General features: G+C 32.4%; 26 protein-coding genes and 1 pseudogene. 14 read left to right on the top strand and 13 right to left on the bottom strand.

The features are described 5' to 3' along the window. Positions 1–80 precede the first annotated feature (80 nt). From AAHN00_RS09355 to AAHN00_RS09335, 5 genes are all read left to right on the top strand, one after another. Positions 81–419 (top strand): cupredoxin domain-containing protein, encoded by a 339-nt coding sequence (locus AAHN00_RS09355; protein WP_342272634.1) that lies wholly within the window; start codon positions 81–83, stop codon positions 417–419. 16 nt (positions 420–435) lie between these two features. Next, positions 436–1,263: an FTR1 family protein gene (locus tag AAHN00_RS09350; protein ID WP_342271107.1), complete on the top strand. Its 828-nt coding sequence runs from the start codon at positions 436–438 to the stop codon at positions 1,261–1,263. A gap of 8 nt (positions 1,264–1,271) precedes the next feature. Further along, positions 1,272–1,814, top strand: a complete 543-nt coding sequence (locus AAHN00_RS09345; protein WP_342271106.1) for a septation protein A — start codon at positions 1,272–1,274, stop codon at positions 1,812–1,814. A 229-nt stretch (positions 1,815–2,043) separates the two neighbouring features. Next, positions 2,044–2,904, top strand: a complete 861-nt coding sequence (gene lpxC / locus AAHN00_RS09340) for a UDP-3-O-acyl-N-acetylglucosamine deacetylase (protein ID WP_342271105.1) — start codon at positions 2,044–2,046, stop codon at positions 2,902–2,904. A gap of 875 nt (positions 2,905–3,779) precedes the next feature. Then, on the top strand, positions 3,780–3,944 hold the full coding sequence (locus tag AAHN00_RS09335; RefSeq protein WP_342271104.1) for a hypothetical protein: 165 nt from the start codon (positions 3,780–3,782) through the stop codon (positions 3,942–3,944). 77 nt (positions 3,945–4,021) lie between these two features. Here the strand turns inward: AAHN00_RS09335 and AAHN00_RS15130 are convergent. Beyond that, a pseudogene (locus AAHN00_RS15130) lies at positions 4,022–4,465 on the bottom strand (MFS transporter); the annotation flags it as partial. A gap of 563 nt (positions 4,466–5,028) precedes the next feature. Between AAHN00_RS15130 and AAHN00_RS09330 the strand changes: the two are divergent. Next, the gene (locus AAHN00_RS09330; RefSeq protein WP_342271103.1) at positions 5,029–5,154 is read left to right on the top strand and encodes a hypothetical protein; all 126 of its coding nucleotides are present in this window, start codon (positions 5,029–5,031) and stop codon (positions 5,152–5,154) included. Then, a complete protein-coding gene (locus AAHN00_RS09325; protein WP_342271102.1) occupies positions 5,139–5,783 on the top strand; it encodes an IS982 family transposase in 645 nt (214 codons plus the stop codon). Before AAHN00_RS09330 ends, AAHN00_RS09325 begins: the two co-directional genes overlap by 16 nt. Here the strand turns inward: AAHN00_RS09325 and AAHN00_RS09320 are convergent. Beyond that, positions 5,752–6,204, bottom strand: a complete 453-nt coding sequence (locus AAHN00_RS09320; RefSeq protein ID WP_342271101.1) for a transposase — start codon at positions 6,202–6,204, stop codon at positions 5,752–5,754. The genes AAHN00_RS09325 and AAHN00_RS09320 overlap by 32 nt on opposite strands. 87 nt (positions 6,205–6,291) lie before the next feature. Between AAHN00_RS09320 and AAHN00_RS09315 the strand changes: the two genes are divergently transcribed. The 4 genes from AAHN00_RS09315 (at position 6,292) to AAHN00_RS09300 (ending at position 10,336) form a co-directional block, all read left to right on the top strand. After that, positions 6,292–7,476 carry an IS3 family transposase gene (locus AAHN00_RS09315; RefSeq protein WP_342270912.1) on the top strand — a complete coding sequence of 395 codons (1,185 nt, stop codon included), beginning with the start codon at positions 6,292–6,294 and terminating at the stop codon, positions 7,474–7,476. Between the two features lie 12 nt (positions 7,477–7,488). Beyond that, on the top strand, positions 7,489–7,683 hold the full coding sequence (locus AAHN00_RS09310; protein ID WP_342271100.1) for a hypothetical protein: 195 nt from the start codon (positions 7,489–7,491) through the stop codon (positions 7,681–7,683). A 473-nt stretch (positions 7,684–8,156) separates the two neighbouring features. Next, complete coding sequence (locus AAHN00_RS09305; RefSeq protein WP_342270939.1) at positions 8,157–9,047, top strand: IS982 family transposase; 891 nt, start codon at positions 8,157–8,159, stop codon at positions 9,045–9,047. Positions 9,048–9,094: 47 nt separating this feature from the next. Beyond that, the gene (locus tag AAHN00_RS09300; RefSeq protein WP_342271099.1) at positions 9,095–10,336 is read left to right on the top strand and encodes an IS66 family transposase; all 1,242 of its coding nucleotides are present in this window, start codon (positions 9,095–9,097) and stop codon (positions 10,334–10,336) included. On the opposite strand, the gene tnpB is transcribed toward AAHN00_RS09300, so the two are convergent. The 9 genes from tnpB to AAHN00_RS09255 all read right to left on the bottom strand — a co-directional run bounded on the left by tnpB (position 10,333) and on the right by AAHN00_RS09255 (position 17,544). Further along, entirely contained in the window at positions 10,333–10,686 is a 354-nt protein-coding gene (gene tnpB, locus AAHN00_RS09295) for an IS66 family insertion sequence element accessory protein TnpB (protein ID WP_341752109.1), read from the bottom strand. The genes AAHN00_RS09300 and tnpB overlap by 4 nt on opposite strands. Beyond that, positions 10,674–11,099 carry a hypothetical protein gene (locus AAHN00_RS09290; protein ID WP_342271098.1) on the bottom strand — a complete coding sequence of 142 codons (426 nt, stop codon included), beginning with the start codon at positions 11,097–11,099 and terminating at the stop codon, positions 10,674–10,676. Before AAHN00_RS09290 ends, tnpB begins: the two co-directional genes overlap by 13 nt. Before the next feature lie 746 nt (positions 11,100–11,845). Next, complete coding sequence (locus tag AAHN00_RS09285; RefSeq protein WP_342271097.1) at positions 11,846–12,367, bottom strand: hypothetical protein; 522 nt, start codon at positions 12,365–12,367, stop codon at positions 11,846–11,848. A gap of 121 nt (positions 12,368–12,488) precedes the next feature. Next, a complete protein-coding gene (locus AAHN00_RS09280; protein ID WP_342271096.1) occupies positions 12,489–12,821 on the bottom strand; it encodes an iron-sulfur cluster assembly accessory protein in 333 nt (110 codons plus the stop codon). Positions 12,822–12,830: 9 nt separating this feature from the next. Further along, a complete protein-coding gene (gene iscU, locus AAHN00_RS09275) occupies positions 12,831–13,211 on the bottom strand; it encodes a Fe-S cluster assembly scaffold IscU (RefSeq protein ID WP_342271095.1) in 381 nt (126 codons plus the stop codon). Between the two features lie 15 nt (positions 13,212–13,226). Continuing rightward, positions 13,227–14,654: a hypothetical protein gene (locus AAHN00_RS09270; protein ID WP_342271094.1), complete on the bottom strand. Its 1,428-nt coding sequence runs from the start codon at positions 14,652–14,654 to the stop codon at positions 13,227–13,229. 67 nt (positions 14,655–14,721) lie between these two features. Then, positions 14,722–15,957 (bottom strand): IscS subfamily cysteine desulfurase, encoded by a 1,236-nt coding sequence (locus AAHN00_RS09265; RefSeq protein WP_342271093.1) that lies wholly within the window; start codon positions 15,955–15,957, stop codon positions 14,722–14,724. Continuing rightward, complete coding sequence (locus tag AAHN00_RS09260; protein ID WP_342271092.1) at positions 15,950–17,062, bottom strand: cysteine desulfurase family protein; 1,113 nt, start codon at positions 17,060–17,062, stop codon at positions 15,950–15,952. The genes AAHN00_RS09265 and AAHN00_RS09260 overlap by 8 nt, the downstream gene beginning before the upstream one ends. A 65-nt stretch (positions 17,063–17,127) precedes the next feature. Continuing rightward, positions 17,128–17,544 (bottom strand): Rrf2 family transcriptional regulator, encoded by a 417-nt coding sequence (locus AAHN00_RS09255; RefSeq protein ID WP_342271091.1) that lies wholly within the window; start codon positions 17,542–17,544, stop codon positions 17,128–17,130. Between the two features lie 554 nt (positions 17,545–18,098). Here AAHN00_RS09255 and AAHN00_RS09250 point away from each other — a divergent pair. From AAHN00_RS09250 to rsmA, 3 genes are read left to right on the top strand one after another with little or no spacing between them, the layout of a single operon-like run. Continuing rightward, positions 18,099–20,237, top strand: a complete 2,139-nt coding sequence (locus AAHN00_RS09250) for an LPS-assembly protein LptD (RefSeq protein WP_342272633.1) — start codon at positions 18,099–18,101, stop codon at positions 20,235–20,237. A gap of 10 nt (positions 20,238–20,247) precedes the next feature. Continuing rightward, positions 20,248–21,135 carry a SurA N-terminal domain-containing protein gene (locus AAHN00_RS09245; RefSeq protein ID WP_342271090.1) on the top strand — a complete coding sequence of 296 codons (888 nt, stop codon included), beginning with the start codon at positions 20,248–20,250 and terminating at the stop codon, positions 21,133–21,135. Beyond that, positions 21,135–21,998, top strand: a complete 864-nt coding sequence (rsmA, locus tag AAHN00_RS09240) for a 16S rRNA (adenine(1518)-N(6)/adenine(1519)-N(6))-dimethyltransferase RsmA (protein ID WP_342272632.1) — start codon at positions 21,135–21,137, stop codon at positions 21,996–21,998. Before AAHN00_RS09245 ends, rsmA begins: the two co-directional genes overlap by 1 nt. A gap of 235 nt (positions 21,999–22,233) precedes the next feature. On the opposite strand, the gene AAHN00_RS09235 is transcribed toward rsmA, so the two are convergent. Then, on the bottom strand, positions 22,234–23,214 hold the full coding sequence (locus tag AAHN00_RS09235) for a transposase (RefSeq protein ID WP_342271025.1): 981 nt from the start codon (positions 23,212–23,214) through the stop codon (positions 22,234–22,236). 281 nt (positions 23,215–23,495) lie between these two features. Next, complete coding sequence (locus AAHN00_RS09230) at positions 23,496–24,680, bottom strand: IS3 family transposase (RefSeq protein WP_342270912.1); 1,185 nt, start codon at positions 24,678–24,680, stop codon at positions 23,496–23,498. Between the last annotated feature and the right edge of the window lie 5 nt (positions 24,681–24,685).

The raw sequence follows: 24,685 nt of genomic DNA, 5'->3' as shown, positions 1-24,685 counted from the left end.
TATTGGTGTATTTTGTAACTTTAATAAAGCTTTCAAGTTAAAACTATGGGAAAAAAACTATCCTTCAATTTTTTGGAGGTATTATTCTATTGATAGGTATAATAATTTTTGCAATTAATCATAAAAGCACATCTAAGAATGATGTAGATACTAATATAGTAGAAATTGTAACGGTTATAAAGAATCATAGATTTGAGCCAAATATTATTAGAGTAGAAAGTGGTAAGAAGATTCGTTTTACTATACACAACCAAGATAGTACAGTAGAAGAGTTTGAGAGTCATGATCTGCACCGAGAAAAGATTATTATGCCAAATGACTCTATAAATATCATCCTTGCCCCTTTAGCCCCAGGTAAATATGATTTTTTTGGAGACTTTCATCAAGAGACAGCACAAGGGTCTCTCATTGTTAATTAAATTTATTTAGGTTTAGATGTTTAAAATAGCATTAGTGGTATTCAGGGAATGCTTAGAAATAGCTTTGTTGCTTGGTGTAATACTTGCTGTGACAAAACAATTAGAAAAATCTAGAATTTATATAATTGCTGGAGTCATGCTTGGTACAGTTTCTGCTGCGTTATTCGCTTTCTTTACTCGTAGTATAACCGTAGCATTTAGTGGTCTAGGTGATGAGATATTTAACTCTGGAGTTATTTTGTTAACAGTTGCATTAATTGGTTGGACTATAGTATGGATGCAAGGTTATGGTATTAAGATAAAACAAAATCTTAATGATTTGTCTGTAAAAATTAGTAGCGGTGATAGTAGTTATATAATGCTAGTACTGATTGTTGCGGCAACTATTCTTCGAGAAGGAATGGAAATTATTATATTAGTTTATAGTATTTCTTCAGTCGAAATTATTGACAGTAATAGCTATCTATTAGGATTAATTATTGGTATAGTCAGTGGTCTAACTTTGGGTGTCATTATCTATTTAGGTTTAATAAAAATAGTAAACCAACAATATATATTTCGTATATCTTCCATTTTATTAATGCTTGTTGCTAGTGGTTTTGCAGCAGAAGCTGCTGGTATATTGAGTTCTTCAGGGATTATTACTATTTTATCCGACCACCTTTGGGATAGCTCTTGGCTCATTTCTGACAGAAGTATCTATGGTAAATTCCTAAAAATGATTACTGGATATATTGCTAGACCTAACGGATTACAAGTTGTTTTTTATGTTTGCACTCTAGGTTTAATTAATATCTTAATACAAATAAAAATCAGACACACAAAAGTAGTAACAGAGAAATAAAACTATTTATGATTAATTTTTTATCAGAAGTTGCTCCGCTTATAGCTTTTTTTATTGGCTATTTTTATGGCGGTAGTATACAAAGTGCGACGTTATATATACTTATTACTTCAATTATTTGTATTAGTCTGTGTTATCTTATAGAAGGCAAAGTTTCCAAATCCTCCTTAGTATCTTCTGGAGTGTTGTTAGTCTCAGCTAGTATAGTTTTGATTAGTGGTAACTCTATGTATATCAAAATCAAACCAACTATTCTATATGTAATTTTTAGTAGTACATTTTTTATCAGTGCCATAAGAAATAAGACCTTTTTGAAATATATGTTTAATCATTTTGTCCAACTTGAAGATAAGAACTGGAATATTTTAAGCTATAGATCTGCTGGTTTTTTACTGTTTATGGCAGTGTTAAATGAAATAATATGGCGTAATTTTGCAGAATCTACATGGGTTATATTTAAAATATTTGGAGCAATACCTATAACGATCATTTTCTTTTTACTACAACTACCTTTTATACTGAAGAACAGACTTCCAGACTCAACAGAGTAAGGTATACTCTTCTGTTCCTACGAATTGTTTTTTGGAAATATCATGGATTCGCATGCTCACGTACAACTAGTCACACTACTACCATGATTTTAATTCTATCGTCTATCAACTCTTCATTTACGAGCAGTATATAGATTGATGAAATATTTTGTAACATAATGTAACTTGCATGTAATTGTTTAAGGCATTAAAATAAGTTGAATTTCTAAAATGTTAGCAAAATTAACCAATGCAAGTATCAATACTAAACCCAGTAAGTTGTTATGGTGTAGGCGTTCATTCCGGTAACATTACTCAGATGACTTTAAGACCAGCTGTAGAAAATACCGGTATTGTTTTTGTCAGAACTGATGTAAGGCAAGAGATAAATTTTATTCAAGCTAGTTGTTTAAATGTTTCAGAAACTTCTTTATCTACTACCATAAAAAATGAACATAATATTTATGTTTCAACTATAGAACATTTAATGGCAGCTCTTTGGGGATGTGGAATCGATAATTTAATAATTGAAATCGATGGTCCTGAAATCCCGATAATGGATGGTAGCAGTAAACCATTCGTCTTTATGATAGAATGTGCTGGTAGACAATTACAAAATGCTCCAAAGAAATACCTAAAAATCTTAAAAGAAATTAGGGCAATTCACAGAGATTGCGAGTTAGTAGCTAACCCTGCTCATAGCATGACAGTTGATATGACAATAGATTTTGCTAGCAAAGCTATTGGCAAGCAAAATTTAGTCTTCTCAGAGAATGAGTCTTTCAAGAATAACATTGCTGATGCTAGAACTTTTGGATTTATCCATGAACTTGAATATTTAAAAAGCAAGGGCTTAGCACGTGGTGCATCTCTCGATAACGCTATAGGTATAGATCAAGATATTATAATAAACCACGATGGACTTAGATATAAAGATGAATTTGTACGGCACAAACTTCTCGATCTGTTCGGAGATTTATATACTACAGGAGGTCATCTAATATCTGACATCACGGGTTATAAAACTAGTCATGCTCTGAATAACCAATTCTTACGACAAGTGTTTAGTGATCGCAGCTCCTATCAATGGGTTAGTGCTAGAGAAAATTAGGTTATTTTTTACCCAAAAACTTGAAAATTGGTTTACCAACTCTTCAAGTTTTTGCAGTATACTCGAATAATTTAAAGAGGGGATATTTATACGCCTTATGTGCAGCTATCGTTAACTCTAGTATCGGTATTATGTCAATTGGGATAAGGTCATAATTTAGTGCTATAATAGGTCTCTTTTTCTTAACTAGCTATGGTAGAGGGATTGTGACCACAAAATTACCTCTCGAAACTAGTATTCAGATAATAAGAGGTTTATATGAGAAAAATAGTAGAAACGCTTAACACGTTACAAGATACCCGATATCTTAGAAAAATCATGCGTAAGGTCTATGGATTAATAAAACCAGCTTGCTTCTCTAACTTTTCAAAGTGATAGATGGCAAAAGCAAACCCTAGGGTTATTGGAATCATAATAACTAATAATTACCAAAATATTCTATTAGGTAAACAAGACCAAAAGAAGCAATAATGTGCATTAAAGTACGAGACAAAGCGAAAGACAAACTAACGTGAGTACATCGTCTAAAAATAGGAATATGTCGGAAAAAAATTGTATCAGCTGGCATGGAGTAGAAACCAAATACCACAGTAATGAATTGAATTAGCAATATGACAAAGGGGGTTTTATAATGGTCTAGTAAATAAGGACAACTAATAACAAAAATACAAAATATTACTAGTCTTATCTTAAGAATTCTTAATGGGTATATTTTATAACTTGAATAAGCAAAGATTGAATAGCCAACCAAAGATAACATCGAAAGAGTTAACCACTCTGCACTGCAAGTGCAGAGCTTAATATTACGGCATGAATGCCTAATGTATGTACTAACTTAAAAGTTAGAAACTATTTGTGTATGGCTCATTTAGAAAGTGTCACAACACAAAAAGAATATATCTGTGAAGTGTAAGATTTTGTTAAAAAATATCTGTATGATTCATTCTTATCTTTTCTTGATAAGATATTTAAAATTTATGTTGAAACGACGCACTGCAAGTGCGGGGTTTTTCTCCCAAAGTGGGACAATAAAATTATGATGAATTACTGCCTCCGACGAATAACCAAAAGAGTTTTTTAAAATGCCACTACAATGGATATAGGCAAAATAGAAGCATATAGGCCATCCACACTGTATTAAGAAGTAAGCTAACATTGTTGTCATATTAAATTTTGTAGGCTCAATAGAATTATCCACTACTGATCTTTGCCTTAGCAATTTTGGTGTTTCTTTCAGCATTGTCCTAGCCATTACTCCAACAGCAGCAATTAATGCACCTGCCCAAAAAGCCATACGCCAACTGATTCCAAATGACGTACTAAAAGATGGTATACCAAGTGCTGCCATTCCTCCGATGATCGTACAAACTGAAACTAGTGCGACAACCGGATATTGAATGGGTGGCTTGGTCATTTCAGTCAGAAAAAGTTCTGTACCTACTATTTCTCCTAAGGATGATATACCTTGCAGAATTCGACATATGATAATTATCCAAGTAGAGACAATACCTATTTGGTCATAAACAGGTAAATTAGCTATAGTAATACATGAAATAGACATGATAAACGTTGTTATAATGATTGTTGCTTTATAACCAACATATATCTCCGATATAACCAAAAATCAAAGCACCAACAGGTCTGAATATATAGGTCAAACAAAAAGTTAAAGCAGCGAGGAGTGAAGCAGCGTGGGGGTCAGTCTTAGGAAAAAATAGATCATTTAACAGAATTGCTAAATGAATATACAGCATCAGATCAAAATACTCTAAAAATGTACCTATTAAAACCTGAGTTTGACGTAAGAAAGAACATTTGAAAATTAAGAAGGGAGGGATTATAAAGTTCTCTAATAATAATGACAAAATTGGAGAATATATTATGATCCCTCTTACGGAGATTTTCTGCTTAATTGATGATTTTTGCAAGCATTTTGATACGGAGCGAAGTTAACCACTCTGCACTGCAAGTGCAGAGCTTAATATTACGGCATGAATGCCTCATGTATGTACTAACTTAAAAGTTAGAAACTATTTGTGTATGGTTCATTTAAAAAGTGTCACAACACAAAAAGAATATATCTGTGAAGTGTAAGATTTTGTTAAAAAAATATCTTATCTTTTCTTGATAAGATATTTAAAATTTATGTTGAAACGACGCACTGCAAGTGCGGGGTTTTTCTCCCAAAGTGGGACAATAAATATATATTACCAAATCCTAACCGTAAGCGTAAAGTGGGCTGCAGTATAGGACTCTCAGAGATTATTACTATTATAGTAATGTTTCACTTGAGTCACTACCGTACCTTTAAAGATTTTTATTTATGCTGCCTATGCCAAAGTTATAGAAAGGAATTTCCAAAACTTGTGAGCTATAGTCGTTTTGTTCAGTTAATGCCAATGAGCTTCATGCCCATGGTGTTACTGCTAAAAAGCCTAACAGGAAAACAAACTGGTCAATATTATATCGACTCTACTAAACTTCCTGCTTGCCATAATTTAAGAATTAATAGACATAAAGTATTCAAAGACATAGCAAAAAGAGGTAAGACTTCCACTGGGTGGTTCTTTGGCTGTAAGCTACATATTGTCATTAACAGTTGCGGAGAGATTATGAGTTTTTCTTTAACTCCTGGAAATGTCGATGATAGAGCAGTGGTGGAAAATTTAGTAGATAAATTACAAGGCTGGCTTTTTGGTGATCGTGGGTATATCAGTAAAAAACTCACTCAATCCCTTGCTAATCAAGGTTTAGAACTAATAACAAAAATTAAAAGTAATATGAAAGAAAGAATAATAGATCCTATTAAAAAGCAGTTTTTGAGTCAATCATTTAATTTGTGTAAGTTCATTTTTTATTTTCCAATAAATCATATTTAAAATCTCCACAAAGTATTTCAAATTGATTTAAAGCTAAAGACCAATCTTTAATAGGCATGGTCCATTTTTTGGCTGCATTTTGTAGGGATAAAAATATTATTTTTTGAATTGACTTATCATCTGGAAACACCCCCTTATTTTTGATAATTTTTCTAATTTGACGATTTACAGATTCTATAGTGTTAGTAGTATAAATTACCTTTCTGATCTCTTCAGGAAAGGCAAAAAACGGTATTATCCCAGACCAATTACGTTGCCAAATATCAGAAATTACCGGATATTTTTTATCCCATTTTACACCAAATTGCTGAAGTTTTAAACGTGCCATTTCGTCATTATTAGCTGTATAAATTTGTTTTAGATCTGATGTGACCTCTTTTAAATCTTTATATGACACATACTTTACTGAATTGCGAACCATATAATGGACTGAAAAAATTAGACAAAGAAGCAGGTATTTTTGTTTCTCAATAAGTATAGAATAATAAATAAAATTAAAGAGAAACAAATGGGTAAAAAACAAATTAAAAATTTTAGTGCAGAAGCAAAAACTAAAATAGTATTAGAGATGTTAAAAGAAGAATCAACAATAGGTCAGTTATCGGTCAAATATGAAGTAACGGCTAAAACTATGCAAAACTGGAAACGACAATTTTTAGATAATGCGTCATTGGCATTTGAGCCAGCAAAAGCTGTTAGTGAGTACAAAGGGCAGATTAGTGAACTTAAGAATCAAAACGATGAACTTGCAAAAGCATTAGGTAAGGCTACAGTCGAGAGGGACTGGGCGGTGGGAAAGCTAAACAGCTTGGACTTATCAAATAAGAAAAGTCTTGTCGACCCCAAGCTGAGTACGTTAGCAAAGACAAGGCAATGTGAACTATTAAAGATAAGCAGATCTGGAGTATATTATAAAGCTAAAGTAATGAGCTTATATAATCTTGATATTTTAAATAGAATAGATGAAATATATACGGATAACCCTGAGTATGGTTATCGTTATATATACAAACAATTATTGGAAGACGGCTTTAATGTGGGCAGAGATAGGGTGCTTAAATATATGGGAATAATGGGTATAGAAGCTATTCATCCTCATAAAAAGCAATCTACTTCTGTGAAGGATGGTCAACATAAAATTTATAGCTATTTGCTTGAGCCGTACTGGCACAAATCAGGAACGAATAGAACTATTCATGTACCTTATGTTAATCAAGTGTGGAGTGGTGACATTACTTATATTAGAACTAACGGAGGATTTATGTATCTTGTGGCGATTATAGATTGGCATAGTAAGGCAATACTAAGTTATAAAGTATCTAATTCTATGGATGCATCACTTGTAACCGATGTATTAAAAGATGCACTGAATAAATACCCTGCACCACAAATATTCAATAGTGATCAGGGTAGTCAATATACTGGACATGAGCATACGGGAATTCTAAAAGAGAATAATATACAAATCTCAATGAACGGTAAGGGTAGAAGCATTGATAATATTGTGATTGAAAGATTTTTTAGAACTTTAAAATATAATTGTATATTTATAAATGATTTTAAAAATATCGCAGAACTTAAAGATGGTATTGATAAATACATGGATAAATATAACAATCAAAGATTCCATTCAAGTATTGGTTATAAAAAACCGATGAACGTGTATCTTGATTACTTACAAAATGCAGCTTAAAAATTATGTAAAATGGGAAACAAAATTAGTGAAAAATTTGTCTTGAAAAATCAGTCCAGTTTCCAGCAAACGATAGTAGAACTTGTGAAATTTTGTAATGAGCTAATAGACAAGCTAGCATCATCAAATATCAGTATAAATAAGCTTAAGGAAATGCTGATTGGTTTTAAGGCAGATAACAAAAAAAAGATAGTTCAGATTCATTAAAAGAACCGCCAAGTGAATCTGATAAGGGGAATGGTGGTAATGAAGAAGAGTGCGATAAGCCCAAAAAGATAGATCGTAGTAATTGGCAAGGTAAATATGGGTTTGATGATTATAAGGATGCGAATACCAGCTATTTAACTCCTGAGAATTTTTGTAGTGGTGATAGCTGTCCTCACTGTTGTAATGGCAAACTATATAATAGTGAAGCTAGAAAATTGCTACAATTTACAGGTAATGCTCCAATTACAGTCAACAGATATGTAAAGAAAACGCTACGTTGTAATGCTTGTGATTATATAGTTATGAACAGTTAACCACTCTGCACTGCAAGTGCAGAGCTTAATATTACGGCATGAATGCCTCATGTATATACTAACTTAACCTGAGTTTGACGTAAGAAAGAACATTTGAAAATTAAGAAGGGAGGGATTATAAAGTTCTCTAATAATAATGACAAAATTGGAGAATATATTATGATCCCTCTTACGGAGATTTTCTGCTTAATTGATGATTTTTGCAAGCATTTTGATACGGAGCGAAATAAATATATATTACCAAATCCTAACCGTAAGCGTAAAGTGGGCTGCAGTATAGGACTCTCAGAGATTATTACTATTATAGTAATGTTTCACTTGAGTCACTACCGTACCTTTAAAGATTTTTATTTATGCTGCCTATGCCAAAGTTATAGAAAGGAATTTCCAAAACTTGTGAGCTATAGTCGTTTTGTTCAGTTAATGCCAATGAGCTTCATGCCCATGGTGTTACTGCTAAAAAGCCTAACAGGAAAACAAACTGGTCAATATTATATCGACTCTACTAAACTTCCTGCTTGCCATAATTTAAGAATTAATAGACATAAAGTATTCAAAGACATAGCAAAAAGAGGTAAGACTTCCACTGGGTGGTTCTTTGGCTGTAAGCTACATATTGTCATTAACAGTTGCGGAGAGATTATGAGTTTTTCTTTAACTCCTGGAAATGTCGATGATAGAGCAGTGGTGGAAAATTTAGTAGATAAATTACAAGGCTGGCTTTTTGGTGATCGTGGGTATATCAGTAAAAAACTCACTCAATCCCTTGCTAATCAAGGTTTAGAACTAATAACAAAAATTAAAAGTAATATGAAAGAAAGAATAATAGATCCTATTAAAAAGCAGTTTTTAAATAAAAGGCACATTATTGAAACCATTAATGATCAATTGAAAAACCTTTTTCATATAGACCATACAAGGCATAGATCTGTTATGAATTTTCAAACTAATGTATTAGCTGGGCTACTTGCCTATGTTTTCAAACCTAATAAAATTTCTGTAGCTTTTGGAAAATTAAACAATCTCAACCTTCATCTTGCATCAAACTGAGGTTAACTTAAAAGTTAGAAACTATTTGTGTATGGCTCATTTAGAAAGTGTCACAACACAAAAAGAATATATCTGTGAAGTGTAAGATTTTGTTAAAAAATATCTTATCTTTTCTTGATAAGATATTTAAAATTTATGTTGAAACGACGCACTGCAAGTGCGGGGTTTTTCTCCCAAAGTGGGACAATAAAAATATCAACAAATGGACAAATAGTAGCAGAAGTGCAATAGTGTTACAAAAGACCTATGGTACTCCTTTCTACCGTTTATCTAGGCTGCAAAGTTTAAGTGGTGTTCCTGTGGCATATAGCTCGCTCTGGCAACAATATTTAGATGTTTGGCAAGAAGGTGGTGGAGCTGAAATTTACGGGGTATTATTGGAAATGGCTGCCGAATGTAGTTCACTGAACCTTGATGATACTAGAGCTAGGATTTTAGAAATTACTATAGCCAATAAGAAATTACGTACTCAAAATAAGAAAGGACGCAGCTGTTATACTACTACAATATGTGCTAAGACTGCAAATAATGAGGTGATAGTTTTATATTTTACCGGTAATAGGCATGGTGGAGAAAATATAGGTAACGTACTAAAGAATCGTAAGAATAGAACAGATTCTATCCAATTAATGACTGACGCAAGTAACAATAATAACCCGGTATTATCAGAAGCAGATCAAGAATTACTGGCAATAATAGTGATGATCAATTGTTTGTCACATGGTCAGAGAAAATTTACAGAGAATGAACTATATTACCCTGAAGAATGCGGATATTTTCTCAAACAAACACGAGGGATTTACCACAATGAACATCAATGTAAAGAGATGAGTCCTGAAGAAAAACTTGGGTATCATCAGGAACATAGCAGTAAATATATAGAAAACATATATAACAAAATAGACGAATTATTTAACGACAAGAAAGTTGAGCCTAATAGTAGGCTTGGACAAGCTATGAAATATTGGATAAATAATAAAGAAGGTTTGACCCAATTTTTAAAAATCCCAGTTAGCAATCTTGATAATAATTGGGCTGAGAGATCACTGCGTACCATTATTTTACAAAGGAAGAATTCATTATTCTTTAAAACAATCAATAGTGCTGAGATACATAGTGGTTTGTATAGTATAGTAAAGACTTGTAGTGAGAACGAGATCAATGCCTTTAAATATTTAAATTGGCTACAAGAGCAGAGTAGCAAAGCAAAGAAGCGTCCTGCGAATTATACGCCTTTTGCCTATGCAAGATATATGAATAATACGGAATTAATCGAGACAGCAGCTTAAACGACAGGAAGCCAATCATTAGAGAATTTGGCAGAACTAGGATCACCATTATGAATAAGAATGTGTAAGGTTCTATAACAAATTTGATAAGATGAATTATCAGATGGGAAAAGTTTTGCGGTAAATTTACCTTTGGATAGGCGTTTAGAGCATAGCCAAAAGCCTTGACCGTCAAAGGACAAAATTTTAATGGCAGTTCTGTTTTTATTATAGAATAAAAACAAGGAACCATTAAGAGGGTCAGAAGAAAGTTTTTGTCTACAAACAGCGATTAAGCCATCGATACCCTTGCGAAAATCGATGGCAATAGTGGCAACAAAAATAACTGACGCCGGGGTTAGTTGCAGCATAAAAATGTCTGAATTATGGTTTTTGGTTCTAGTGTTTGGATAATAAGTTTGGTACCATTTGGTTTAATAATGTGACAAATATAGTGATTTTGTTTGGGGGCAGCTACAGGATCGGTATCTATAGAATTTAATAGTTGAAATGGGAGAAAATTAATATTTTGTTGTAGAGCTTGATTTGAAGTTGAGACAGGAGAAGTTTTGAGGGTAGGCTCATGGGCTTTTTTAATTGAACTGATTGTTGCTTTATTAATATTAAGATGTTTAGCTATCTCTTGGTAAGAATAATGATGGAGTAATTGGTAAACTAATTCCTTTAGATGGTTTGGTATAGGATCAAACTTATTAGTTTTAGTTTGACGCCAGGCTTTAAATTGCTGAGCTACTTGCTCAATAGTAATTGATGGTATTTGCATAGTATGAAACCCAAATGTATAAAAAATTCATACTAGCAAAAACATTAGATAAAGTTATGCAGTTTTGCTGCAGGTATACGATACAACGACGTACCAATATATTTGTTAATATAACAAAGCTAATCACAAATATCATAGATATTGCACTTGCTTTTAAAATGTTCTTCCTTTTAATAAACATTTTTGTTTTTTTCGTTCATGATTTAATAACATTTTGTTAAGTATTATGGGAAGCAATTTAAGCTCAATAGTATGTAATACCAATCCTCGAATTTATATTTAGCAAATAATTCATACAACAAATCGATTTAATTAGTGAAGCATTTAAATATCTCCCATGCAGCTCACTTCCTCATACATGGAATAATCTTTCGGAAAAACATCACACTTTAAAGGATAATCTTCTATCTGTGTACTATGATCTACACCCCCAAAAACTTTTATACACTCAATATTCTCAGCACGCAATGCCCTTTTTATGCCATCATGATCAGTTTTTTTATCAAAAACACTAAAACAGCCCCATTATCATTTTCATAAATTTTGCTGGCGTATAACCGAGCATCTGCATTTATTTTAAGTTCTAGAAAACATGAGCCTAATCATTTTAACCCCATTAAGGTTAGGATTTTTTACTATACCTTTCTTTAAAGCAGTGGTAAATTGTTGCTGCTCGGATATCTCTAATGATCCTAACAGTTCAGGGTCAATGCTAGCATAATTATTATGTTTCTTACTAAGACGTACTACAACATCTTTATTCTTTGTTGTATATGATACTTCGTCAGAAATGTTCCAACTTTGATAAGTTTCTTGGTGATTATCAGACTTTTTATCATGAAAAAAGCGAGCAATTTTTTTAATATTTTGATAACACTTTCCTCGCCCTTCTTTAAATGCTCACGAATTAATACAAGATTATATAATTGTATCCAAAATTTTAATTGTTCCATTGAATTCTTATTCATTTCTTGAACAAACTTTGATACAAATTCCTCTAGAATCTTTATATATTTTATTTTTTCTCCATTAGTTATATTAGTTGCATCAAAGGAACATAAAATATGATTGACTATAAAATTTCCTATTTTACTCGTACCTAAAGAGCTATTTAAAATTGCTTGTAATTTATCATCAAATTGTTGTTGTTTAATACTAGAGTCATGTACTGAACTACTAGCTAATAAGCTAACACTTGTAGACGCTTTTGTAGAGTGTTTATGTTTCATATAAGAACCAGTGTTAAGAATGAGCCGTTTTGCTGCCACTTAGAATTAAATTACGCGAATTCGAGATATATTGAAACTCAAGGTGAGTAACGTCTTACATTCTACACGCTAAAGACATATGGGGTTTTACGGCATTTTTTATAAAAACAGAAATATTTTCTTATATATTAAACGATTTTCCACATCCACAACTACCTTTTTCGTTTGGGTTATTAAAAGTAAACCCGGATTTAAACTTATCTTCTACATAATCCATTTCACTTGCTAGGATATACATCAGAGCTTTTGGGTCAATTAATATTCGTACACCTTTATCTTCTATCACCTCATCAAACTTATTCTTGTTATCCGCATATTCTACGTAATAAGATAGACCAGAACAACCACCAGATTTTACCCCAACCCTAATACCAAAAGATGGTTTATTACGTTTGTCTATCAGTCTCTTTATTTGCTGGGCTGCTGCATCAGTCAATGACATAACATTTTTCATAATAGCTACTTATGGTTTTTTAGTTCTATAATCAGCTATTGCCGCTTTTATGGCATCTTCTGCCAATAAAGAACAATGGAGTTTTACTGGTGGCAAAGATAATTCCTTAGCTATTTCAGTATTTTTTATACTACCAGCCTCATCAAGGGATTTACCCTTAACCCATTCAGTTACTAAGGAGCTTGAAGCAATAGCAGAACCACAACCAAATGTTTTAAATTTGGCATCTGTAATAATTCCATCCTCACTAACTTTAATTTGTAGCTTCATTACATCACCACAGGCAGGAGCTCCCACGAGACCTGTTCCAACATATGCATCATTTTTATCTAATGACCCTACATTACGAGGATTCTCATAGTGATCTAGTACTTTTAGACTATATGCCATTTTATTGCCTCTTTATTAATGTTCTGCATAATCACTTATGGTACTTCCTAGTAGCTCAGTAGATAGTTGCCTGTCAATATCTGTATGATCACCACAAGGGAATGCATGATCAGGAAATCTGTTAATTAAGTACATATGAAGATATGAACATTGAGTATCAAGGTCATCAAATGAACGCCCCTGACTATCTTTATCATTAATGTCCAAAGGATATTGCTCAGAATCGTTTAAAATATGTTGAGCATATTTTATTCCTGGTTTAACAATCTTCTTTCCCTCTGTACATTCATCTTTAATCTCAACCTTAACCTCACATAATGTAAATATAATATCTATTAACGATAATGTTTTATTATATATAGCTTCTAACAACTTATCTAGATTGTCATCAAATGAAGTCTCTATATCATTATCAACACCCCATTTTTTGACCTTCATAACCATAAGCGGATATACAGTATTACCAGCAAAACACAACTTCTTAAGTTCTGGTAAATTCTTAGATGTTATTATATCTCTTATTCCGTCATCATAAATATTATTACCTTGTATATCTAGAACTTTAAGATTTTTTAAATTCTCAGATTCTGCAATATATTCATCCCCTGTATCAGTTATCTCTTGTGCAGCGAATGACAAATTAGTAAGATTAGGAAATCCTTCTGAGTTCACTATGGCTTTAACCCCTTCATCACCAATAAACTCATCTTCACAATCAGCATTATCAAATGATAATGTATGAAGATTTGCAAAGCAGTCGTCAGTATTTACTAAATCTCTCACTCCTTTTGCAGTAATAGAGTTAGCACCAATATAAAGCTCCTGTAACTCATTTAATCCATCATCGTTATTATAATATTTTTTTATATCCTCCATCGTTTGATCAGTAATAGCGTTGAAAGATAGATTAAGTACCTTAAGATTTGATAAGCCACTATAGGTTAATATAGCTGTACTCCCTTCATCACCTATCGAATTACTTGCTAAATTAAGCTCTATTAAATTCTCAAAATCAGCATTTGCTATATATTCTGCCCCTGCATCTTCAATCTCGTTACCACTTAAGTCAAGATTGGTAAGCTGCTGCACCAAATTAGATTTTACTATGACCTCCACATCATCATTTTCCATGCAATTATTACATAATCTAATAATAGTCACTTTACTTAAAAATTGCTTATTGAATGGTATAACACTCATATCATCATACGCAAGTTGATTATTACTTAAATCCAACTCCGTAATATCATTTAATGCACCACTCTGAATCAACAGCTGTAAATCTTCACATGAAATATCAGTATCCGCTAATTTCAGTATTGTAACACTTTGGTTGTCCTGTATAAGCTGTATTAAATCTTCTATCTTCCAATTTTCACACTTATATCCAGTTAGATCAACAATACCCTTTTCCTTCTCTAAATATCCTTCCAATTCTTTCATTATTCTTCCATATTTTTAGTTAATTATTATTAATACAATATATCCATTAATGCATTGCCCACTTGATTTACTTTAAATTAATTCCTTCTTGAACCATCTCCCAAAGAGGGCTTAGTTCTCTTAATTTATTAATTTTTGACGCTATTAACACTGCAGCATAATCGATTTCTTCTTTAGTGGTAAATCTACCAATACCAAACCTAATCGATGTATGTGCCATTTCTTCATCAACTCCCATAGCTCTTAACACGTATGACGGTTCTAGCGAAGATGAGGTACAAGCCGAACCAGATGAAACGGCTAAATCTTTAATAGCCAATATCATCGACTCACCTTCCACATAAGCAAAACTTAAATTTAGATTTCCCTTATATCTCATATTCATATCACCATTTAAATAGACATCAGCAATTTGTTTAGTAATATTATTATAAAATCTATCAAAAAGCCCTTCTACATGTTTAGCATCTTTTGCCATTTCAGATACAGCCAATTCGCTAGCGCTACCTAGTCCAACAATTAAAGGAGTTGGTAGAGTTCCAGAACGCATGCCTCTTTCCTGTCCACCGCCATTTAAAATTGGCACCAACCGTACCCTAGGTTTTTTCCTTACATATAAAGCTCCAATACCTTTGGGACCATAAATTTTATGCCCGGAAATACTTGCCAGATCAATGTTACAATCATTAACATCTATAGGAATTTTACCATATCCTTGGGCAATATCTGAATGAAAAAATACCCCTAATTCCCGACAAATTTTACCAATTTCTTTAATTGGTTGGATGACACCTATTTCATTATTTACCGCCATCACTGATACCAACATAGTTTGGTCAGTTATTGCATCTCTTAATTGTTGTAAATCAATCAAACCACTTGGCTGAATTGGCAAATATGTTACCTTAAAACCTTCATTTTCTAAATGCCGACAAGCATCTAAAACGCATTTATGTTCACTTATCACTGTCACTATGTGATTTTTTTTACTACCATAGAATTTAGCAATACCTTTTATTGCTAAATTATTAGACTCCGTAGCTCCAGAAGTAAAAATAATTTCTTTAGGATCTGCACCAATAAGCTTTGCTATTTGTTCTCTTGACTTTTCCACAGCCTCTTCGGCTTCCCAGCCAAAAGAATGACTCCTAGAGTGCGGATTACCAAACTTAGTGGTAAAATATGGCAACATACATTCCAAGACCCTCGAATCCATAGGAGTTGTCGATTGATAATCCATATAAATCGGTAGTGATTTACCACTTAATTTTACTTTTTGTCTTAATTCTTCTAATTTATCCATTTGAGTACACTTCTTCAAACGCTTTAACAAATGTCACAACATCTTCAATAGTTTGTTGATAATCAAAACTCACCCTAATCGAAGACCTAGCATCATCCTCACTAAATCCCATAGAAGATAATACATGTGATTTACCAACTTTCCCTGATGAACAGGCAGAACCGGAACTAACCGCTATGCCCCGTAAATCAAAAGCTATCAACTTGGTTTGTGCATCAGTTTTGGACACAATCATCAAGGTAGTATTAGGTAGTCTTTCAACATTTTTTGACACTATTTTTACATTTTTATAGTTGAGTAAATTTTGCTCCAAATATGTTTGTAATTTCTTCATTTTATTATATCTATCTTCCACCTCATTAGCAGCTATTGATGATGCAAGCCCAAACGAAGCGATTGCTAGCACATTTTCTGTACCTGATCTAATATTTCTCTCTTGCCCTCCACCAATCATCATCGCTTTAAGCGTATGTCCTGCCTTGACAATTAAAGCACTACTTCCCTGCATTCCCCCTAATTTATGAGCCGATATAGTAGCAAAATCAACTGCTAATTCTTTAATATTGACCGGTATTTTACCGACTGCTTGTACGCAATCACTATGAAATACCGCACTATATTTTTTGGCAGTTTTAACTAGCTGTTGTATATTTTGTACAACACCGCTTTCATTATTAGCCAACATCACAGAAACTAGTTTCTTACTAGCTAGACTTGCCAATAATAATTGCTCTAAATGGTCAATATCAACAATGCCATCACTATCAACACGGATAATTTTAATATTATCTCGATATTTAGTGTGATCAAAAATCGATAAATGCTCTATGCCAGAAACAAAAATTTCTCCATCATAATAATTACTCATCAGTAAATTATTACTCTCTGTGCCAGAGGAAGTAAAAATTACCTGATATTCCCTAGAATTTATATCAATGCCAACAGATTTCGCGACCTGCTGCCTAGCTATTTCCACTAAACTCCGAGCATAACGCCCTTTGGTATGAATAGAAGACGGATTATATGCTTCTTCGAGCAAATCCTTCATAAGTTCCTTAACCTTAGGATGAACGTTAGTAGTGGAATTATGGTCTAAATATAACATATATATAACATAATTTATTCGTCCACTAATACATAAGTTAAAATAATTTTCAAAAACTTTTAGAGCTAATCTAGTGTATCAGCTAGCATGTCAGCTACAGAGATGGTGTCAAAATAGTTCCTTATATGCTTACTTAAACCTAACCATAAATGATGAGCGTTACATTTTACTTTATTAGGTACGCAACTATTCTGAGATTTTCTTAAACATCTTGTCATTTCAATATTCTCATCTACCGCATCAATAATATCAGTAATCTTGATATTATTTAATTTTTCATTAATGATGTAACCACCTTTTGGACCTTTCGCTGATCTAACTATATTAGCTTTCTTAAGCTTTGCAAAAATTTGCTCCAAGTAGTTGACCGGTATATTTTGTTTCACCGAAATTTCAGCCAAGGTAACAGGTATATCCAACATTTGCGATGCGATTTCTAAAATAGCCATTACAGCATATCGCCCCTTTGTAGTTAATTGCATACAAACAACTCCACTATAATAACATTACTATATAATACCCTACTAATTTAGTCAAGTATTATTTTATCATGGCGGTTTAAAAATCGCAGTCAATAATTAATATAAAACTTAAGTTTAACTACTACTGATATCATCTGAGCTATAGTGGAGATTCAAAAAATAACCTGAAAGGCTAGATGATATAGAAAGTAAATTGAAGGTTATATCTCTTACTTTACAAGCTTGCAGCCTAATTTTAAAAATTACTACTATTTAACGTCGAATTATCGTATAAATATATCAAATTTAGTATATAATTAAGCGTTCAAGTTTTGTTAACTTAAGCAGCCTCGGTGTTATCCCAGTCTTCGCTGTCACCCCTGCGAAAGTAGAGGTCTAAAAAACCAGCTGGGAAGACTATCAACATTTTTAGATCCCGCTACCTACGCTGGGATAACATCACTCTTAGAACATCGAGGACTATTATATACTTAAACTTGCACACTTGGTTATATAGTACTATGATACTAAATGACTGCATTTTACATACCCCCTCACTTCAAAAGTTATCTTTAATGCGAGTTTTCTGCAATATATTGATTATTATTACTTTGTTATCGGTTTTTGGTTTTGCAATAGCTGATAAGCAAGAGATGAACAAACAATTTAGCTTTATAGCAGCGGATTATATTGAATATAACCAAAAAGAACAGTTTATTTATGCTAAAGGTGATGTTCAAGTTATATTGGATAATTACTTCCTAACAGCTAATTCTTTGATTTATGATATAGGGCAAGATAAACTTTGGGCTGAAGGTGATATTAGAATTAAAGATCAGCAAAATAGAGTTATTCTAGGAGATCTTGTCATATTAAAAGACAAACTAAAGGCAGGGATAATCTCAGATTTTATTTTATATTTTGGTGATAATACACTATTAGTATCAAAACTAGCAGAAAGAGTAAATGAAGATGTTTTTCGTCTGCATAATAGTACCTTTACTCCATGCAAAATACTATGTAACCAAAAACCTATTTGGCAAGTTTCTGCAAAAAATACTGAGATATATCTTAATAAGAATAAAATGGTTTATAATCACCTATTTTTTGAGGTATATGGTGTACCAATCTTGTATATACCATATTTTTCTCATCCAACACCTAAGGCTTCGGCAGAATCGGGAATATTGATACCTAGAGTGCGGGATAATGCTTTGGGAATACCGCTATATTATAGAACTAAACCTAATCTAGACTTTACTCTAACCCCTAGGATTTTTTGGCAAAAGCATAATATTATATATAAAATTCTTGAACTAGAAGCTCGTTACAAACCGAATAAAACTGATTATATATCTTTAGACGCTAATTATGGTAAAGTGCCATATTCCATAAAGGATGGTGATGTAACGATAAAAAACCGTAAGGTGAACTCATATTATCTATTAAGCAATGGTAATTTTATCAAAAACGATTATAGATATGGATTTAGGTTACAACGTACTTCTGATAAAGCTTATTTAAAAAATTACTATAACAATTATACTTCGTATTTGATGTCTAAGTTATATTTAGAGCATGTCAATAATTATAATTACTTATTGACGGAAGGAATATATTTTGAGGGATTGGGAATAAATGATTCTAGTAGTACGAATCCATTAATTTTCCCCAAGGTTAGAACTAAGAATGTTATACCTCTAAATGACGAAGAAACTAGTAACTTAGTTGTAGAGAATAATGCATTAATTTATAAAGAAAGAAGCGGAAAGGAACTAGGTCGAGTTACATTACAACTGGCAGTGGATAATAATTTTTTAACTGAGGCAGGTCATTTATTTAATGTTACCTTACGGAATAGATCAGATGTATATTTTATTAATCACCTATATCTAAATGATTCTAGGACTAATCATGTTCTAACTAGAAATATACCTGAAATCCAAAATATTTGGAGTTATCCATTAGCTGGAACAATTTTTGATAAAACTAGCCTGTTTGTAGAACCAATTATATCCGTGACTATTGGACGTAGACATAATTATAATAAGAAATTTTCCTTTATTGATCCATCAAAATATGAACTATCAGAAAATAATATATTCAATTCGAATCGTTATAGTGGTATAGATTATCATGAATTTGGCAATAGATTAAGTTATGGGGTTAATTCTTCTATACTATCGGAGGAGAATTATACAAGTTTATTTCTAGGACAAACCTATAACACTACTATTAATACTAACTCTATTAATAGTATCGAAAATGTTGGTAGAATTGCTAGTAGTTTTTCTGATAAGATAGAGCTATTCTATAGATTTAGAAAAAGTAGAAATTTTGATCCAATTAGAGATGAATTAGGTGGAAGTCTTAACTCTAAGAAAATTCAGTTAACTGCTGGATTGGTTCAGATTTCAAATTTACAGAAATATTATTTTACAGATAAATTAACTGATGAGAAAATAAAGCAATTCTACTATAATCTCACTTATCAATTAACAGAAAATTGGTCAGTTGTCTATGATATGAGAGTAAATTGGCCAAAAAGCAAACTAAATGTTCTTTCTAAGAGTATCCAAGTGACATACTTAAATGATTGTGTTAGAATAGCCGGAAAACTTTCAGACAACTACACGGAAGATGGTAGTAGGGGAATAAAAAAGAATTCTGCTGTACCTACTATTTCTATAGGTTTAAAAATATTAAATATGTGAGTCTAAAATTATGAAGAAGTTATTTTGTTTAGTTGCTATCGTTTTTAACCTAGCTATAGCGAAAGCAGAATTATCCAATATAGTTGCATTAGTTAATAATGAGCCAATTACATTACATGAATTTTTAGCTAGAAAACACATGATCATGGCACTTAACAATATTAACAATCCTGATTCTCAAACAGATAAGCAACTTGACAAGATGGCAATTAACAGCGTGATTGATGATTTATTGCTTTATCAGTCTGTAAACGGTAAAAAAAGTTCTGATAGTGAGTTAAATGAGTCTATAGAGACTATTGAGCAACGTAATAAAATGGCAAAAGGACAATTAATGCAACTTTTGAAGAGTAAATCTGTAGATATTAATAGTTTTAAATCTCAGATTGGTGCTGAAATTATCAAAATGAATATTTTATCTAGTATTTCTAGATCAGTTGCTATTAGTGCAAAAGAAGTTGATGCTATAATATTAGCGACTAATTCAAAAGATGCAGAAGTATCGGCTCAAATCTTTACTTCAAAAGATAAACAGGATAAAACTTTGAAAAAGATGTATGGGTTACAAAAACGCCTTACAAATTGTCACGATATCAAAGAATCTTTATATAAAGATTTTTCTACGTTAGAGATAGTCAATCAAAATTTAAGTACTCTAGATTCTACGCTACAAACAATTCTCAAGGATTTAAATACAGGAGAGAAAAGTAGTGTTTTCGAGATGCAAGATGGGTTTAAGTTAATCTTAATGTGTAATAAAAAGATAGTTAATATTACTCTAGATGAAAATAATTATGTAGTAAATCTTCTGACCAATAAAAAAATGTCACAAAAAGCCCAAAAATACTTTGAGGATATGCGTAAGAAAGCCTATATCAAAATAATGCTACCTTTGTGATATACTCGAATAATCCGAGTACACTACCTTCAATCGCCAAGCATGCTAGCCAACATGGTATTGTTCCTATTAAGAAATATGGTCAGAATTTCATTTTTGATAGTAGTCTATGTGATAAAATAGTTCGTGTAAGCGGTCTCCGAGAAAATGACTCTATATTAGAAGTTGGTCCTGGTACAGCCGGACTCACTAGAGCTATCCTTTCTTACAACCCTAAATCTTTAACTGTGGTTGAAACTGACGCTAGATGCATACCGTTACTGACGGAAATAAGAGAGTTATACCCTAATCTACATATTATTCATTCAGATGCTTCTAAATTTGATCTATCAACCTTAAGTCATGACAAAACACATGATAAAATAACTATTATTTCAAATTTACCTTACCGAATAGGTACAGAGTTAGTCATAAAATGGTTAAAAAAATCATACTTAATAAGTAGTATGACTTTAATGCTGCAAAGAGAGGTTGTAGAGCGAATATGTGGTAAAGTTGGGACAAAATCTTATGGCAGATTATCAATAATATGTCAGTTACTTTGTTCAGTTGAAAAATGCTTTGATGTTAATCCGCAAGCTTTCTACCCTGCACCAAAAGTCCACTCTGCAATAGTTAGACTTGTGCCTTTTAATAATCCATTAACACTTGAACTAATTGGGAAAGTTGAACTAATTACCAAACTAGCCTTTAGTGAACGTCGTAAAATGATTAAATCATCTTTGAAGAAACTAACCCCGCACATAGAAGATTTGTTGTCTCAATTAAAGATTGATAATTCTTCTCGATCTGAAAATTTATCATCGCAAGATTATTTGTCTTTAGCAAAATTATATACTACTATGATTTCAAGAGTTGGGTAGACGATAGTATAACTTCAAGAAGAGCTAGGCAGTAGCAAAGTCGAGCTGCTAGGTGTACATGAGTAACGGAGCAGCGGATATCTTTGGTCGCGGGAATGCCAATTCTTGAAGTTCTACCTGAGTATACTCAAATGAATCACTACATCGCTATTAATATCACTACCAGTAAATATTTATTGTTAATTGTCAATTTTTTACTTTGGTATACTTGGTAATGTAATCAGGAGTTTCGCAGTTAGCAAAATTGCGAATCAGCTAAAAGGCATCTAATGTTGTTCTGAATTGATGTTTTTATAACTTCCCAAGTTTGTTGATATAAAGTAATTTTTTCATTTATCCTCCTTTTGTTCATATCGAGCCAAGCAAATACGGCAAGGCAAATATGATTTCTCTGAGCTCGACCCGTGCGTGCCTGACAGCGTTCAATACCACAAGTTTGTTTTAATTCTCGATGATAAACTTCTATAGACCACCGTGCCTTAACAATTTTCTCTATTTGTTCACGTGTTGGATTTTCTAAGTTAGTTGTTATGTAATCAATGCGACCATTTTTTGCCACAAACTTAAATACCGTAACCCAACCGTATCCACGTAGGTGAATTTTTAGTCCCTCATCAGGAATCTCTAAACTTTCTAAGCTAACATTATGATTAACTTTTCTATTTTTTCTTAGGTTACTAACCCATGTCCAACCTAAATTACGTATATGTTTCAAATTCTCCAAACCGCTATACCACGCATCCATTACTACTGCATCAGGATTGATCCCTCTTTCCTTAGCTAAAGTAAGCATATCACAAAAATGCTCATTCTTTGTTTTTCCATCAGTTTCTTTATCATATATTCTATAATCTACAGGGGTAGATTGATCAGTTTTAGCATTGTAATGCAGTAAGTTGACCATCCCTATACCAGGTATAACATCATGTACAGCTCCAGAATATTGATAATGTACAAGCTCAATTTTCTTACTGTATTGCTTTGACAATAACGTGTCATCTCCCACTAATAAACAAGAAGCTTCCCTATCAATATATTTTGACACTTCTCTGTAGATCCCGCTAGGGCGGAAATCCTTACTATTTAACCATCGACTTGCACTATCATGAGATAGGTTTATTGGACTTACTTCAGATAATGCTTTACCACTATATCTTACGCTACTTGCTTGTAAAAATGATTTATATAAGTCTTTGCTACATTTTGATCTTGCCATGCTTAACTAAAACTCTTTCTTGCTAGATTAACATATTTTTTGCTAAGTGCGAAACTCCTGGTAATGATACAATTCTATTTACGGTAAAAGCAACCTACTTAACTATATAATCTCAGGTATATTTTTATGAGAATAACCAAAATCTTCCTAATCTATTGTTTCGTAGCTATAGTAAATCTACCTTATGCATTATGTGCAGATACAAATAAAACAATTTAGAAACTGGACTGATTTTTCAAGACAAATTTTTCACTAATTTTGTTTCCCATTTTACATAATTTTTAAGCTGCATTTTGTAAGTAATCAAGATACACGTTCATCGGTTTTTTATAACCAATACTTGAATGGAATCTTTGATTGTTATATTTATCCATGTATTTATCAATACCATCTTTAAGTTCTGCGATATTTTTAAAATCATTTATAAATATACAATTATATTTTAAAGTTCTAAAAAATCTTTCAATCACAATATTATCAATGCTTCTACCCTTACCGTTCATTGAGATTTGTATATTATTCTCTTTTAGAATTCCCGTATGCTCATGTCCAGTATATTGACTACCCTGATCACTATTGAATATTTGTGGTGCAGGGTATTTATTCAGTGCATCTTTTAATACATCGGTTACAAGTGATGCATCCATAGAATTAGATACTTTATAACTTAGTATTGCCTTACTATGCCAATCTATAATCGCCACAAGATACATAAATCCTCCGTTAGTTCTAATATAAGTAATGTCACCACTCCACACTTGATTAACATAAGGTACATGAATAGTTCTATTCGTTCCTGATTTGTGCCAGTACGGCTCAAGCAAATAGCTATAAATTTTATGTTGACCATCCTTCACAGAAGTAGATTGCTTTTTATGAGGATGAATAGCTTCTATACCCATTATTCCCATATATTTAAGCACCCTATCTCTGCCCACATTAAAGCCGTCTTCCAATAATTGTTTGTATATATAACGATAACCATACTCAGGGTTATCCGTATATATTTCATCTATTCTATTTAAAATATCAAGATTATATAAGCTCATTACTTTAGCTTTATAATATACTCCAGATCTGCTTATCTTTAATAGTTCACATTGCCTTGTCTTTGCTAACGTACTCAGCTTGGGGTCGACAAGACTTTTCTTATTTGATAAGTCCAAGCTGTTTAGCTTTCCCACCGCCCAGTCCCTCTCGACTGTAGCCTTACCTAATGCTTTTGCAAGTTCATCGTTTTGATTCTTAAGTTCACTAATCTGCCCTTTGTACTCACTAACAGCTTTTGCTGGCTCAAATGCCAATGACGCATTATCTAAAAATTGTCGTTTCCAGTTTTGCATAGTTTTAGCCGTTACTTCATATTTGACCGATAACTGACCTATTGTTGATTCTTCTTTTAACATCTCTAATACTATTTTAGTTTTTGCTTCTGCACTAAAATTTTTAATTTGTTTTTTACCCATTTGTT

This window comes from Candidatus Tisiphia endosymbiont of Parasteatoda lunata (assembly GCF_964030955.1).
In the GTDB taxonomy this organism is placed as follows: Bacteria; Pseudomonadota; Alphaproteobacteria; order Rickettsiales; family Rickettsiaceae; genus Tisiphia.
Note: the sequence above shows the minus strand (reverse complement) of the source record. Positions and strands in the feature narration are given on the sequence as shown.